Source organism: Agromyces sp. NPDC058126 (genome assembly GCF_042884595.1).
Classification (GTDB): Bacteria; Actinomycetota; Actinomycetes; order Actinomycetales; family Microbacteriaceae; genus Agromyces.
The window spans coordinates 45043-59594 of the sequence record NZ_JBHVTS010000004.1 but is presented as its reverse complement, the minus strand read 5'-3'; the positions used below and the strand labels follow the sequence as shown (position 1 = coordinate 59594).

Annotated in this window: 13 protein-coding genes; 8 read left to right on the top strand and 5 right to left on the bottom strand. The window is 71.8% G+C overall.

The genetic code is table 11. From position 1 onward, the window contains the following. Window positions 1-67 precede the first annotated feature (67 nt). Window positions 68-787 carry an SDR family NAD(P)-dependent oxidoreductase gene (locus ACFVTR_RS12885; RefSeq protein ID WP_387037855.1) on the bottom strand — a complete coding sequence of 240 codons (720 nt, stop codon included), beginning with the start codon at window positions 785-787 and terminating at the stop codon, window positions 68-70. Then, on the bottom strand, window positions 784-1677 hold the full coding sequence (locus tag ACFVTR_RS12880; protein WP_387037854.1) for a dihydrodipicolinate synthase family protein: 894 nt from the start codon (window positions 1675-1677) through the stop codon (window positions 784-786). The genes ACFVTR_RS12885 and ACFVTR_RS12880 overlap by 4 nt, the downstream gene beginning before the upstream one ends. Before the next feature lie 137 nt (window positions 1678-1814). Here ACFVTR_RS12880 and ACFVTR_RS12875 point away from each other — a divergent pair, with 137 nt between their 5' ends. Continuing rightward, window positions 1815-2735 (top strand): SMP-30/gluconolactonase/LRE family protein, encoded by a 921-nt coding sequence (locus tag ACFVTR_RS12875; RefSeq protein WP_387037852.1) that lies wholly within the window; start codon window positions 1815-1817, stop codon window positions 2733-2735. A 26-nt stretch (window positions 2736-2761) separates the two neighbouring features. Next, complete coding sequence (locus ACFVTR_RS12870) at window positions 2762-3733, top strand: acetylxylan esterase (RefSeq protein WP_387037850.1); 972 nt, start codon at window positions 2762-2764, stop codon at window positions 3731-3733. 125 nt (window positions 3734-3858) lie between these two features. On the opposite strand, the gene ACFVTR_RS12865 is transcribed toward ACFVTR_RS12870, so the two are convergent. Beyond that, window positions 3859-4797 carry an NAD-dependent epimerase/dehydratase family protein gene (locus ACFVTR_RS12865; protein WP_387037847.1) on the bottom strand — a complete coding sequence of 313 codons (939 nt, stop codon included), beginning with the start codon at window positions 4795-4797 and terminating at the stop codon, window positions 3859-3861. Between the two features lie 75 nt (window positions 4798-4872). Between ACFVTR_RS12865 and sigJ the strand changes: the two genes are divergently transcribed. Both sigJ and ACFVTR_RS12855 read left to right on the top strand, forming a co-directional pair. Next, window positions 4873-5823 (top strand): RNA polymerase sigma factor SigJ, encoded by a 951-nt coding sequence (sigJ, locus tag ACFVTR_RS12860; protein ID WP_387037845.1) that lies wholly within the window; start codon window positions 4873-4875, stop codon window positions 5821-5823. Between the two features lie 56 nt (window positions 5824-5879). Then, entirely contained in the window at window positions 5880-8279 is a 2400-nt protein-coding gene (locus tag ACFVTR_RS12855) for an HAD-IC family P-type ATPase (protein ID WP_387037843.1), read from the top strand. Window positions 8280-8310: 31 nt separating this feature from the next. Here ACFVTR_RS12855 and ACFVTR_RS12850 read toward each other — a convergent pair whose 3' ends face one another. Both ACFVTR_RS12850 and ACFVTR_RS12845 read right to left on the bottom strand, forming a co-directional pair. Next, complete coding sequence (locus ACFVTR_RS12850; protein ID WP_387037841.1) at window positions 8311-8754, bottom strand: hypothetical protein; 444 nt, start codon at window positions 8752-8754, stop codon at window positions 8311-8313. Window positions 8755-8813: 59 nt separating this feature from the next. Beyond that, a complete protein-coding gene (locus tag ACFVTR_RS12845; protein ID WP_387038472.1) occupies window positions 8814-10172 on the bottom strand; it encodes a pyridoxal phosphate-dependent decarboxylase family protein in 1359 nt (452 codons plus the stop codon). Window positions 10173-10492: 320 nt separating this feature from the next. Here ACFVTR_RS12845 and ACFVTR_RS12840 point away from each other — a divergent pair, with 320 nt between their 5' ends. From ACFVTR_RS12840 to ACFVTR_RS12825, 4 genes are read left to right on the top strand one after another with little or no spacing between them, the layout of a single operon-like run. Continuing rightward, on the top strand, window positions 10493-11233 hold the full coding sequence (locus ACFVTR_RS12840) for an ATP-binding cassette domain-containing protein (RefSeq protein ID WP_387037839.1): 741 nt from the start codon (window positions 10493-10495) through the stop codon (window positions 11231-11233). After that, window positions 11233-13572 carry a YhgE/Pip family protein gene (locus ACFVTR_RS12835; RefSeq protein WP_387037838.1) on the top strand — a complete coding sequence of 780 codons (2340 nt, stop codon included), beginning with the start codon at window positions 11233-11235 and terminating at the stop codon, window positions 13570-13572. The genes ACFVTR_RS12840 and ACFVTR_RS12835 overlap by 1 nt, the downstream gene beginning before the upstream one ends. A gap of 14 nt (window positions 13573-13586) precedes the next feature. Beyond that, entirely contained in the window at window positions 13587-14162 is a 576-nt protein-coding gene (locus ACFVTR_RS12830) for a TetR/AcrR family transcriptional regulator (protein WP_387037836.1), read from the top strand. 41 nt (window positions 14163-14203) lie between these two features. Further along, complete coding sequence (locus ACFVTR_RS12825; protein ID WP_387037833.1) at window positions 14204-14536, top strand: DMT family transporter; 333 nt, start codon at window positions 14204-14206, stop codon at window positions 14534-14536. Window positions 14537-14552: the final 16 nt, after the last annotated feature.

Here is a 14552-nt window from a genome sequence, read left to right as displayed (position 1 = left end):
CGACCGGCAGGGGCGGCCGGGGAATTGCAGGCGGTCGGCAGGAGAGTTGCAGCAGCTCGGCTGCGACTCAGATCCAGCGATCGCGCAGCGACGGCTTCAGCCAGGCGGCGGGGGAGGAGATCGACAGGCCGCCGTCGACCGGGATCGTCGTCCCCGTGACGAACGATGCGGCCGGCGAACCGAGGAAGGCCACGACGGCGGCGACCTCCTCGGGCCGGCCGATCCGGCCGAGCGGGTAGCCCTCGCTCTCGCCGGTGTCGGCCGCCGAGATGCTCCCGGGTGCCACGGCGTTGACGCGGATTCCGCGCGGGCCGTACTCGAGCGCGAGCTGCCGGACGAGGCCCTCGACACCGGCCTTCGCCGCCGCATAGGCCGGAACCCCCGGAGCCGCGAGCGACCCGTTCACCGAGGTGACTGCGACGATCGACGAGCCTGCCGCGAGCCGCGGCAGGGCGGCGCGAGACACGAAGAACGCCGAGTCGAGCGTCGCCCCGAGGGCGCCGCGCCAGTCCTCGTCGCTCGTCGCGTCGGCGCGGTCGATCGGCATCCGGGCGGCGGCGAGCACGACGACGTCGAGCCGGCCGAGCACCGCGGCGGCGTCGGCGACGACCTGGTCCGCGGCATCCGCGCGACTGCAGTCGGCGGTGAGGTACCGCTCGAAGGCCGGGTCGGCGGATGCCTCGAGCCCCACTCCGACGACGGCGTCGCCCCGTTCGGCGAAGGCGCGGGCGATCGCGAGCCCGATCTCGGAGGTGCCGCCGATCAGCAGCACGCCACGACGGGTCACACGTGCACCGCGGTCGGCAGCGGCGGGAGCTCGAGCTCGTCGATGACCAGGTCGACGGCGGCCCTGCTGCCGGCGTCGAGGCGGGCGGCCGGGTAGCGCACGGTGGCGTGGTCGATGATGCCGCGCGCCACGAGCACCTCCTTGTGCACCGCCCATGCGATGCCGCCCTGCAGACCCACCAGCACGAGGGGGAGCATACGGCGGAACCCGGCGCGCGCCTCGTCGACGCGCCCGGTGATGAACTGCTCGAGCACCGGGGCCAGCAGGTCGGCGAACTCGCACGCCGGCATCGTGCCGACGGCACCGCGCGCGTACTCCTCGAGGCAGAACTGCGCGTTCTGGCCGCCGAGCACCGCGAAGTCCGCGTCGCCGATCGCGTCGACGACGGCGCCGACCTTCGGTGCGGTCGGCGGTGCCTCGATCTTCACCGAGTCGACCCCGTCGAGACGGGCGAGCTCGGCGATGAGTGCGGGCGGCATCGCGACCCCGGTCACGCCCGGGGCGTCCTGGACCATCACGGAGAGGGTCGTGGAGGCGGCCACCTCGCCGTAGAAATCGATGAGGCTCGCAGCCGGCGGCTTCACCATGAACGGCGGCAGCACCATGAGCGCGTCGGCCCCGCCCTCCTGGGCCATGAGCGACTGCTCGATCGACGTCGCGGTCGAGGTGCCGTTGACGCCGGCGATGACGGGCACGCGGCCGGCGACGAGCTCGACGACGTCGGCGAGGATGATCCGTCGCTCGTCGGCGGTGAGCGCGAAGCCCTCGCTCGCCATGCCGAAGACGGCCACGCCGTCGACGCCCGACGCGAGCTGGAATTCGACCAGTCGTCGCAGGCCCGCGCGGTCGAGTGCGCCTGATTCGTCGAAGGGGGTGGCAAGAATCGGCATCAAGCCATGCAGCGTCGGGGCCATCGGCCAGTTCCTCACTTCAGCGTCGTTGCTTCAGCCAGTCTCGCAACTGACATTCATATTGTGAGATAGCCTGCCACATATCGGGTACCGCCACCACCGAAGGATGACAACGGATGTCGAGTTCCACGCTTTCACGAACCGTCGAGATCCTCTCCGACGAGCGATACGTCCAGGCCGAGTCGCCCCGGTGGGACGGTCGCGACGGCGGCCTCGGCTGGATCGACATGGCGACGGGGTCGTTCCACCGCGGTCGCCTCGAAGCCGGCAGGGTGATGCCCGGGCCGGTCGTGCGCGTCGGCGCCCGGATCGGGGCGCCCGTGCCGCTCGCGGCGCCCGGAGCCGGCTGGGCGGTGGCCGTCGACCGCGGCGTCGTGCACGTGGGCGACGACGGCGCCGTCTCGCCGATCGCCGTCGACGTCGCATCGGGCGACGACTACATGAACGACGGCGGCTGCGACCCCGCCGGCCGATTCTGGGTCGGCAGCCAGTCGATGCCCCGGCAGCCGCACTGCGCGCTCTGGAGCATCGACGCCGAGGGCGTGGCGACCGAACGGCTCGACGGCGTGACGGTCTCGAACGGGCTCGCCTTCGATCGCGCCGGTGAGACGCTCTACTACATCGACACCCTTCCGAACCGCAGCATCGAGGCCTTCGACGTCGCGCCCGACGGCGGGCTCGGCAATCGGCGCACGGTGTGCCGGGTCGAGGGCGGCAACCCCGACGGCCTGACGATCGACCTGGAGGGCATGCTCTGGGTCGCGGTCTGGGATGCCGCCGAAGTGCGCCGTTACTCGCCGAGCGGCGTGCTGCTCGAGACGATCGCGCTGCCCGCGAAGCGGCCCACGGCCGTCGCGCTCGTCGACCGCCTGCTGGTGATCACGACGGCCAGCGTGGGGCTCGACCGCCCGACCCCGGCGGACGGGGCGCTGCTCGGCGTCGAGGTCGAGGTCGGCGGGGCGCCGGCGCTCCCGTGGCGGGGTTCGCCGCCGACGGCCGGCGCCCGATCGTCGCACGACGCGGCTTCGATACGCTGAACTCTCCGCCGAGCGAAGGATGCCACGTGCCACGACTTGATGCGCCGATCGACGAGCTGCGCGACTACCGCCCCGCGGTCGCCGAGCCGGCCGACTTCGACGTGTTCTGGGCGACGACGATCGCCGAGTCGCGCGCCCTCGCGCGTCCGCCGCGGCTCGACCGCGTGGCGTCGCCGCTCACCGCGGTCGAGGTGTACGACATCGAGTTCAGCGGATTCGGGGGAGACCCGGTGCACGGGTGGTTCCTCGTGCCGGCGGGCACCGAGGGTCCGCTCCCGGCGGTGGTCGAGTACCTCGGCTACGGCGGCGGGCGGGGCCTGCCGCACGAGCGGCTCGGGTGGGCGGCATCCGGCTACGCCTACCTGCTCATGGACACCCGCGGGCAGGGCTCGGTGTGGGGCACCGGCGGCGCCACGCCCGACCCCCACGGCACCGGCTCGTCGGCGCCCGGGTTCATGACGCGCGGCATCGACGACCCCGCCGCGTACTACTACCGGCGCGTGTTCACCGACGCGGTGCTCGCGATCGACGCCGTGCGCAGCCTCGACCGCGTCGACCCCTCACGGGTCGCCGTGACGGGCGGCAGCCAGGGCGGCGGCATCTCGATCGCCGCGGCGGCGCTCGCCGAGGGGCTCGTCGGGGCGATGCCCGACGTCCCGTTCCTCTGCCACTTCGAACGCGCGGTCGGGCTCACCGACCGCGACCCGTACCAGGAGATCGTGCGGTACCTCGCCGTGCACCGCGGCGCGGCCGAGCGCGTGTTCGAGACGCTCTCGTACTTCGACGGCGCGAACTTCGCGAAGCGCGCCCGCGTTCCCGCGCTGTTCTCGGTGGCCCTCATGGACCCGGTGTGCCCGCCGTCGACGGTCTACGCCGCGCGCAACCACTGGGGCGCGGACGCCGAGATCGTCGAGTACGCGTTCAACGAGCACGAGGGCGGCCAGGGCGAGCAGTGGCAGCGCCAGGCGGCGTGGCTGGCGGCGACGCTCGCGGGCTGAGTCCCGCTTCAAGGCCAGGGAGTCGATCGACTTCGCGATGTTCACCTTCGCGCAGTCGTCGGGGATCGACGACACGATGATCGGCCGAGCGCATCGGGTCGAGGATGCCCCGGGGTGGTCGAAGCTCAGGAGGCGCCGAGACCGTCCTCGAATCCGTCCCGCCAGCTCGCGTACCGAGGCTGCCATCCCAGCTCGGCCTTGGCCTTCGCGTTCGACGAGCCCCGCGCGGTCGTCATCCACGAGACGCCGAAGTCGCCGATGAGGAGGCGGGCGATCCAGGCCGGTGCGTGCATCGGCGGCTTCGCGCCTACTGCACGGGAGAGCACGGGCATCCACTCGGCGACCTCGGCGGGCTCGTCGTCGACGATGTTGTACACACCGGCGGCCCCCCGCTCGACGGCCGCGAAGGTCGCCGCCGCCGCGTCGTCGATGTGGCAGAACGACCAGACGCCTGCGCCGTCGCCGACGATCGGCACCTGCCGCCTGCGCACCGACTCGAGCATCTCGCCGCCCTCGCCGAGCGACTGCCCGGGGCCGTAGAAGTTGCCGAATCGCAGGGCGAGCCCGCCCGCCGCGACGGTCGCCCGCTCGGCGTGGGCGATGGCCGCGAGGGTGTTGCGCGCCGCCGGCACCGGGCTCGGGTCGATCGGGTCGGTCTCGGTCTTCACCCGGGCGCCGGAGTGCTCGTTGGTCCAGCCGGTGTAACTCTGCACGACGATGCGGCCCGTGCCGGCTTCCTGGGCGGCGGCGATGAGCGCATCGGTGCCGCGGGTGCGCAGCCGGTTCGTGACGGCGAACGTCTCGTCGAAGCGCTTGAAGTCGAACCTGCCCGACAATGAGGTGAGCTGGTGCACGAGCACCTCGGGCCGGGCGTCGAGCACCGCCCGGCGGATCGACGCGTCATCCGTGCCGTCCATGACCACGCCGCGGCCTCCTGCCGCGCGGATGCGGCCGATGCCCTCGTCGGTGCGGGCGGTGCCCGTGACTTCGTGACCGGCCGCGACGAGCATGGGGACGAGGCGCGAACCGACGGCGCCCGAGCCACCTGCGATGAAGATCCTCATGATATTTCCTCTCTCTCACCCCTCCGACGAACGACCCCGCCGCCGTGTGACAGGCCGGTGTGACAATCTGGGGCCATGGTCGATCTCGTCGTCGAGACGCCGCGCCTGCGGCCGCTCATGTTCTCGATCGCGTACCGCATGCTCGGCAGCGTGAGCGAGGCGGAGGACGTCGTGCAGGCCGGCCTCCTGCGCATCCATGAACGGGTGCGGAGCGGCGAACCCATCGAGCGACCCGACGCGTTCGCGTCGACCGTGACGACGAGGCTGTCGATCGACGTGCTCCGCTCGGCCCGCCGCACGCGCGAGGTGTACGTCGGCCCCTGGCTGCCCGAACCGCTGCTCGCCGACGACGCCGACCCGGCCCGCCGCATCGAGCACGACGAGACCCTCTCGATGGGCGTGCTCACGATGCTCGAGCGGCTCGGCCCGGTCGAGCGCGCCGTGTTCGTGCTGCACGAGGCGCTCGGCTTCGACTACGCCGAGATCGGCGAGATGGTCGAGCGGGATCCGGCGGCGTGCCGCCAGATCATGCATCGGGCGCGCAGGCGCCTGGCCGCCGACGGCCCGAGATTCGAGGTGGATGCCTCGGAGGCGGCCCGCGTCGCCGGCGAGTTCCTCGAGGCGCTGCGCGAGGGCGACGTCGACGTCGTCGTCCGGCTGCTCGCCACCGACGTCGTGCTGACGGCCGACGGTGGCGGCAAGGCGCCCGCGATCCAGCACCCGGTCTCGGGCGACGTCGCGGTCGCGCGGTTCCTCGTCGGGCTCATGCGTCGCGGCGAGGCACTCGGCGTCGAGGTCGACGAGACGATGGCGAACGGGGAGCGCACGCTGCTCTTCCGCGGGCGCGACGGCGCCGTGCTCTCGGTGCTCACCCTCCACGTCGACGGCGGCGCCGTGCGGTCGCTCACGAACCAGCTGAATCCCGACAAGCTCGGGCATCTGGGTCCCGTCGGCGACCTGTTCGCGCTGCTGCGCGACGGCGCCGCCGGCGTCGCGGGGTCGGCGGGCGAGTCGCCGATCGACTGAGCCGCTCGGGAGCGCGCCGCCGGGAGGCGAGCGGTCGCGTGTGATGGGATGGCCACGTGGATCCCACGACGGCGACGAACACCGGACTCACGGCGGCGGAGGTCTCCGAGCGTGCGGCCCGGGGCGAGACGAACGCGTTCGAGAGCTCCACGAGCCGCAGCGTGTGGAGCATCGTGCGCGCGAACGTGTTCACGCTCTTCAACGGGATCATCCTCGCCTGCTTCCTCGTGCTGCTCCTGATCGGCCGCTGGCAGGACGCGCTGTTCGGGTTCAGTGCGCTCGCGAACACGATCATCGGCTCGGTGCAGGAGTTCCGCGCGAAGCGCGCGCTCGACCGGCTCGCGCTGCTGCACGCGCCGCACGCGCGGGTCCTGCGCGACGGTACGGAGCAGGAGATCGCCCTCGCCGAGGTGGTGCTCGGCGACCTGCTCGTGCTCCGGGCCGGAGACCAGGTCGCCGCCGACGCCCGGGTCGAGGTGTCCGAGCGCCTCCAGCTCGACGAGTCGATGCTCACGGGGGAGTCCGACCCGGTCGACAAGGGCGTCGACGATGCCGTGCTGTCGGGGTCGATCGTGATCGGCGGCGGCGGCACCGCGGTCGTCGACAAGGTCGGCGCCGACTCGTTCGCCAACACGCTCTCGAGCGAGGCCAAGCAGTTCTCCCTCGTGGCATCCGAGCTGCGCAGCTCGATCAACCGGGTGCTGGGCTGGGTCGCGTGGATCATCGGGCCGGTGAGTCTGCTCGTGCTGAACGCGCAGATGGTGTCGCGCGGCGGGTGGGCCGAGGCGATCGAGAGCGGAGCGTGGCAGGATGCGGCGGTCGCGGCCATCGCGGCGATCGTCGCGATGATCCCGCTCGGCCTCGTGCTCATGACGAGCATCGCCTTCGCCGTCGGCGCCGTGAAGCTCGCGAACCGGAAGGTGCTCGTGCAGGAGCTCGCGGCCGTCGAAGGGCTCGCCCGGGTCGACCTCATCTGCCTCGACAAGACCGGCACGCTGACCGAGGGCGACATCGTGTTCGACGCGGCGCACCCGCTCTCCGTCGCCCCGCCCTCGGCGTGGGAGGACGTGCTCGCCTGGTACGGCGCCGAACCCGAGGCGAACGCGACGGCGCGGTGCCTCGTCGAGCCCTACCCCGTGCAGCGCGTGCTCGATCCCGAGGCCCGGATCGCGTTCTCCTCGGCGCGCAAGTGGAGCGCGGTCGGATTCCCGGGCTCCGGCACGTGGGTGCTGGGCGGACCCGAGATGGTCTTCGCGGCGTCCTCGGACGCGTCGCACCCGGATGCCGGGTCGCACGCCGAGCTCCGCCGGCGGGCGGCCGAGCTCGCCGCCACCGGTCGCCGCACCCTCGTGCTCGCGCACAGCCCCGAGGAGCTCACGCCCGAGCGGGCGGAGGCCGAGCGCCTGCCCGGCGCGCTCACGCCGGTGACCCTCCTGACCTTCCGCGAGAGCGTGCGATCAGACGCGGCCGAGACGCTCGAGTTCTTCGCCGACCAGGGCGTCGCGGTGCGCATCATCTCGGGCGACAACCCGCAGACCGTCGCCGCGATCGCGCGCGAGGTCGGCGTCGAGGCCGCCGAGGGCTTCGACGCCCGCGAGCTCCCGACCGACCCCGACGAGCTCGGCGAGGTGCTCGAGACGCACCTCGTGTTCGGCCGGGTCACGCCGTCGCAGAAGAAGGACATCGTCACCGCGCTGCAGCAGCGCGGCCACACGGTCGCCATGACGGGCGACGGCGTGAACGACGCGCTCGCCATCAAGCAGGCCGACATCGGCATCGCGATGGACTCGGGGTCGGCCGCGACGAAGGCGGTGGCCCGGATCATCCTGCTCGACGGGCGGTTCTCACGGCTGCCCGGCGTCGTCGCCGAGGGCCGGCAGGTCATCGCGAACATCGAGCGCATCTCCATGCTGTTCCTCACGAAGACGGCGTACGCGACGGGGCTCGCGGTGATCTTCGGCGTGATGCTGCTCGAGTTCCCCTTCCTGCCCCGCCAGCTCTCGGTCACCGACGGGCTCACGATCGGCATCCCCGCGTTCTTCCTCGCGCTGATGCCGAACCGGCAGCGCTATCGGCCCGGGTTCCTGCGCCGCTCGCTGAGCTTCGCGATCCCGGCGGGCATCGTCATCGCGCTCGTGCTCGCGCTCTACAGCCGGATGGCCCTCGATGCGGGCATCTCGCAGGCAGAGCTGCGCTCGGGGTCGACCCTCATCCTCGGCATCGTCGGGCTGTGGGTGCTCATCGTGCTCTCGCGACCGATCGACGGTCTGAAGATCGTCATCATCGGCGCGATGATGGTCGGCCTCGTGCTGATCTACGCGATCCCGATCGTGGCCGACTTCCTGGAGTTCGTCGACCTGTCGCTGACCACCGCGCTGCTCGTGATCGGGGCGTCCGCGCTCGCGATCGCCGGCATCGAGGTCGTCCGATTCGTGCATCGCCGCACGGCGGCGTGACGAGGCCGCCCGGGCGCGAGGCGAGCCGTCGTCAGGCGGGCGGAGGTGACGCGCGCCGCGCGTGACGGAAGAACGCCGCACCGCGCCCGGCCCACATCGCGAGGACGACGAGGGCGGCCACCGTCCCGCCGATGACGAACGTCCACAGCGACGAGGCATCGGTGGGATGGAGCACCAGGTCGATCGCGGAGACGACCACCGAGAGCGACACCAGCGCCGTCACGAAGATCCGGGCCGAGTTGCGGCCGCGCGTGAGGCCCGACCCCATCGCGATCGTCAGGAGCCCGATGAGGATCATCAGCGTGCCCCACAGCGTGATGGCGAAGGCGTCGCCCGAGCGACGGATCTCGTCGTCGTAGCGCAGCAGGATCAGCACGAGGCCGGCCAGGATGTCGAGGATGCCCGAGATGTAGGCGAGCACCACGATGGCGATCATCCGCTTCGGCATGCGCGGTCGTCGAACCGGCTCGCTCATCTCGCCTCCCCCCGCGCCGGCGACGGCGCTCGGGTACAGCCTATGAGCGCGGGCCGCGATCACTGCATGCTGTCGAGGATCCCCACCAACTGCTCGAACGTCGTCATCGGGTTGACGATCGCGAATCGCGTGTTCGGCCGGCCGGCGTGGGAGCTCGGGGTCACGAACGCGCGCTGCTCGTCGAGGAGCTTCGCCGACCAGCGCTCGTAGTCGTCCATCGTCCACCCCTCGCGTTCGAAGACGACGATCGAGAGCTGCGGGTCGCGCACGAGCTTCAGCTCGGGGCGCGTGCGGATCTCGTCGGCGATGCGCTGGGCGAGCTCGAGCGAGTTCGTGATCGCGTCACGGTAGGCGGCAGCGCCGTAGGTCGCGAGCGAGAACCAGAACGGCAGCCCGCGGGGGCGGCGGGTGAGCTGCACCGCGTAGTCCGACGGGCTCCACTCGGGCTTGCCGGTGAGGGTGTCGAGGTACTCGGCGTGCTGGGTGTGCGCACGGCGCCCGATCTCGGGGTCGCGGTAGATGAGCGCGCACGCATCGAAGGGGGCGAAGAGCCACTTGTGCGGGTCGACGATGACCGAGTCGGCGCGCTCGACGCCCGCGTAGCGCTCGCGGGCGAGCGGCGAGAGCATGCCGGTCAGGCCGTAGGCGCCGTCGATGTGCAGCCAGAAGTCGAAGTCGTCCTTCAGCGCGGCGATCGAGGCGACGTCGTCGACGATGCCGAAGTTCGTCGAGCCGGTGGTCGCGATGACCGCGAAGACGTCGTCGCCGTGCTCCTCGAGCGCGGCGCGCACGGCGTCGCCGCGGAGCATCCCGTCGTCGCCCGCGGGCACGAGCACGACGTCGACGTCCATGACCTTCGCGGCCGACTTGTTCGAGGAGTGCGCCTCGGTCGAGCAGACGAGCTTCCAGCGCGCGGGCATGGGCTCGCCCGCGGCGGTGCGCTTCTCGCGGGCGACCTCGCGCGCGGCGACGAGCGCCGAGAGGTTGCCGATCGTGCCGCCCTGCACGAAGACCCCGCCGGCGCCGGCTGGCAGGCCGAACTCGTTCGCGAGCCAGGTGAGCACCTCGTTCTCGGCGTGCACCGCGCCCGAGCCCTCCATCCAGCTGCCGCCGTAGAGGCTCGACGCCGAGACGACGAGGTCGAACGCCATGGCGGCCTTCGTCGGCGCGGCGGGGATGAACGAGAGGTACTGCGGGTGGTCGATCGTGATGCACGCGGGCGCGAGCACGTGCTCGAAGATCGAGAGCGCGCGCGTCGCCCCGATGCCGCGCTCGTCGATCGTGCGGCCGGCGAGGCGGGTGAGCTCGGCCTCGGTCTCGGGCTTGTCGAGCGGGGTGTCGGTCGAGAGCAGTCTGCGCCGCGAGTAGTCGAGCACGAGGTCGACGATGGCCTCGGTCTCGCCGGTGACGGCGTGCATGCGGGTCGGGTTCTGGGATGCCTCGGGCCGGCGACGCCCGAGGGCGGCGTCGTTCTCGGGTGCGAGTTCGTGGTCGATGGTCACTGGAGTCTCCGGCGGGTACGTCAGGTGGTGGCGACACAAGTGTGAACACCTGCGCGCCAGAACGCAAACTTTCGGCAGGAATTCACGTTTCGGCGCACGAGTTCGGTGGTCTGTCTCTTGGCTTGCAAGAATCATGCGCTTGGCGAAGGATCCGCGCAGGCGGCCCGGACCGCGTGCTTGCGGAGCGCACGTCGTCGATCTAAACTGACTAGTCAGTACAAAACGAAGGATGCATCGTGCCGATCATCGTGCGGGCGCATGAGCTCGCCCTCCACTCCAAGCGCGGCCCCGTCTACGGCCCCGTCTCGTTTCTCGCCGACTCCGGCCTGACCGTGCTCACCGGCCCCGCCGGAAGCGGTCGCACGAGCCTCCTGCTCACGCTCGCCGGGCGCATGAAGCCCTCGAGCGGCCACCTCGAGACGCTCGGCTACGAACTGCCGCGCCGCGCACGACCAGTCCAGGTCGCGACCGCCATCGCCGGATTCCAGGGCATCGACACCCTCGAGGAGTCGGTCACCGTCGGCGCCGCGATCCGCGAGCGCGCCGCGTGGCTCTCGCCGTGGTGGGCGTTCATCCGCCGCACCGACGAGGCCGAGCTCCGCCGCGTGCTCGCCCCCGTCTTCGGGGAGGTGCCGCTGCCCGGCGTCGACACGCTCATCTGGGACCTCGACGAGGTGCAGACCGTGCTGCTCCGGATCGCGCTGGCGATGATGAGCGAACCCGATGTGCTGTTCTTCGACCAGATCGAGCAGCTGCAGGCCCCCGAGGCTCGTCTGGTCCTCTGGCACCGCCTCGACGCGATCACCCGGGCGGGCACCGCCGTCATCGCGTCGGCGGCGGCACCCGAGCTCGAGCTCTGGGCCGAGCTCGGCCTCCCCCCGCACGTCGTCGACCTCGCCGCGACGGCGGGCGAGGCATCCATCGCGCCGCGCGACGGCGCCTCCGACCTCACCGACCTCATCCTGGAGCACGCCTGATGTTCGCCTTCCTCTCCTCCGGCACCGAGCTGCGCCGCTTCCGCAAGGGCGTGCTGCCCAAGATCGCGCTCGTCGTGCTGCTGTTCATCCCGCTCATCTACGGCGCGCTCTACCTCTGGGCGTTCTGGGCGCCCAACGAAGAGATGAAGAATCTTCCCGTCGCCATCGTCAACGAGGACGCGGGCGCCAGCTCGGGCGGCAAGGACATCACGGCCGGCGACGACCTCGTCGACGAGCTCACGGGCCGCAACGACCTCGACTGGCAGGTGACGGACGCCGCGGACGCCACGGCCGGCGTCACCGACGGCGACTATTACTTCGCCGTCACGATCCCGAGCGACTTCTCGAAGAACGCCGTCTCGGTCGGCACGGACGACCCGCAGCCCGCGATGGTGGAGGTCGACTACAACGACTCCAACAGCTTCCTCGCCTCGACCATGGGCAAGCAGGCCATGGTCCAGCTGCGCGACACGGTCGCCGAGCAGGTCGGCCGGCAGACCGCCGACGCCATGCTCGTCGGGCTCAACGACGCAGGAGACGGCATCCGCTCGGCAGCCGACGGCGCGGAGACCCTCGCCGACGGCCTCGCGACCGCGAACGACGGTGCGGGCCGTCTCGTCGTCGGCCTCGGCGATCTCACGAACGGCGCCGGGGCACTCGATGCCGGCGCGATCCGGCTCGCCGACGGCTCGGGCACCCTCGCCGACGGCCTCGACCAGCTCGCCGACGGTGCGGGCTCGCTCTCGAGCGGAACCTCGACCCTTGCCGGCGGTCTCGGCCAGCTCGCCGACGGTGCGGGCTCGCTCTCGAGCGGCACCTCGACGCTCGCGGGCGGACTCGACCAGCTGGCCACGGGCGCGGGCACTCTCTCGACGGGCGCGACCAAGGTCGCCGACGGGGCGGACGCACTCTCGACGCAGCTCGGCCAGGCCGCCGCCGGCGCGGGCCAGCTCGCGACCGGCTCGCACCAGCTCGCGGACGGCGCGGGCGGGATCTCGGCGCAGACCGCGAAGCTCGCCGACGGCAGTGCGCAGCTCTCCGACTCGCTCGCCCAGCTCCTCGCAGCGATGCAGGCGAACCCCGACGTGCCCGCCTCCGTCTACCTCGACACGCTCCAGCAGGCGGCCGACGGTGCCGCGACGCTCGACGCCGGCGCCCAGGCCGCGGTGCCGCAGGTGCAGGGCTACGCTGCGAGCTCGACGGCGTTCGCCGGCAAGGTCGACCAGCTCTCGGCAGGCCTGAACGCCGGCGCACCGAAGGCGGCCGAGCTCGCCACGGGCGCGGCCCAGCTGCGCGACGGTGCTTCGACCCTCGCCCAGAAGTCGGGCGCGGCGGCATCCGGTGCCCACCAGCTCGCGACCGGAGCGTCGACCCTCGCGGGCAAGTCGGGCGATGCGGCATCCGGTGCGACGACCCTCGCGACCGGGGCGGCGACGCTCGCCGGTAAGTCGGGCGACGCGGCGACCGGCGCGCACACCCTCGCGGGCGGCGCCGCCCAGCTGAGCGCCGGAACCGGCGACCTCGTCGACGGAACCGAGCAGCTCGCCGCCGGCGGCACGACCCTCGCCTCCGGCGCCGGCAAGCTCGCCGACGGCAGCCGCACCCTGGCCGACAAGCTCGGTGAGGGCGCCGACATGGCACCCGTCATGACCGACGCCGACATCGAGTCGCGGGCCGACGTGATGTCCGCGCCCGTCCAGCTCGACGAGCGCTCCCAGAACGAGGCGTCGAGCTTCGGCGAGGGCTTCGCCCCCTTCTTCATCGCGCTCGCGACGTTCGTCGGCGGCCTGATCATGTGGCTCATCCTGCGTGCACTCCCGACGCGTGCGCTCGCCGCCTCGGCGAGCGGCCTCCGCGCCGTGATGACCGGGTTCCTCCCCGCGATGGCGATCGGCCTCGGCCAGGTCGTGATCATGGTGCTGGTGCTCGTCTACGGCATCGGCCTCGAACCCGAGTACTGGCTCGCGACGAGCGCGTTCATCTACCTCGTGACGCTCGCGTTCCTCGCCCTCCAGCAGATGTTCATCATCGTGCTCGGCACGGCCGCCGGCCGCGTCGTCAGCCTCGTGCTGCTCATGCTGCAGCTGAGCTCCTCGGGCGGTACCTACCCCGTCGAGACCACGCCCGAGTTCTTCCAGGTGCTGCACCCGTTCATGCCCGCCACCTACGTGGTGACCGGTCTGCGCGAGCTCATCACCGGCGGCGTGGACTCTAGACTGTGGCTCTCGGTGCTCGTGATGGCCGGCATCCTCGTCGGCTCGCTCGCGATCAGCGCGTGGAGCGCCGGCAAGCAGCGGATGTGGAGCGTCAGCCGCCTGCACCCCGAGCTCGCGATCTGACCGGAGGAGCGACCATGGCCCGCGCGAACACCACCAAGCGCGCCATCCTCGACGCCGCGCTCGAGCTGGCGGCGACGAAGGGCATCACCGGCACGACGATGGACGAGGTCGCTGAGCTCGCCGGGGTCGCGAAGGGCAGCCTGTACTACAACTTCAGCTCGAAGGACCAGCTGTTCGAGGCCATGCTGCAGGAGGGGGTCGGCTCGCTCGCCGACTCCCTCCGCGCGGCCAAGGGCGAGCTGCGCGGCTGGGTGGCGATCGACGCCCTCGTGCGGCAGCTGCTCGATCGGATCGCCGCGAACGCACCGCTCGCTAAGCTCATGGCGTCGGAGATCTTCCGCACCGACCGGGCCTGGCAGGAGACGCTGTTCGCGCTGCGCCACAAGGCGCTCGGCGTGTTCGAGGAGGCGATCGACGAGACGGAGGTCCCGGCGGGACGCGCGGGCATCATGGCGTCGAGCGTGTTCGGGGCGGTACTCCTCGCCGGGCTCGAGTGGTTGGTCTTCGAACCCGAGCGGTCGCGTGACGAGGTCGCCGCCGGCATCCTCGCGACGCTGAACACGTCGGCGCCCGCTCAGGCGGTCGAGTAGCGGGCGCAGCCCACCCCTCGCGACCTGCCAGAATCTCCTCCATGGCCTGGCTCTACCTCGCGTTCGCGATCGCCTTCGAAGTCGCGGCGACCAGTTTCATCGGCAAGACCGAGGGCTTCACGAAGCTGTGGTGGACGATCGGCGTGCTCGGCCTCTACGGCGTCTCGTTCGCGATGCTCGCCCAGGCGGTGCGCGAGCTCGAGATCGGCATGGTCTACGCCATCTGGTCGGGCGTCGGCACGGCGGCCATCGTCGCGATCGGCGTGCTGTTCCTCGGCGAGAGCCTCACGATGCCGAAGCTCTTCGGCATCGGCCTGATCGTCGCCGGGGTGCTCGTGCTGAACCTCTTCGCGGCACCGGCCGCGCACGGCTGAGCGGTCGCCCGCGAGC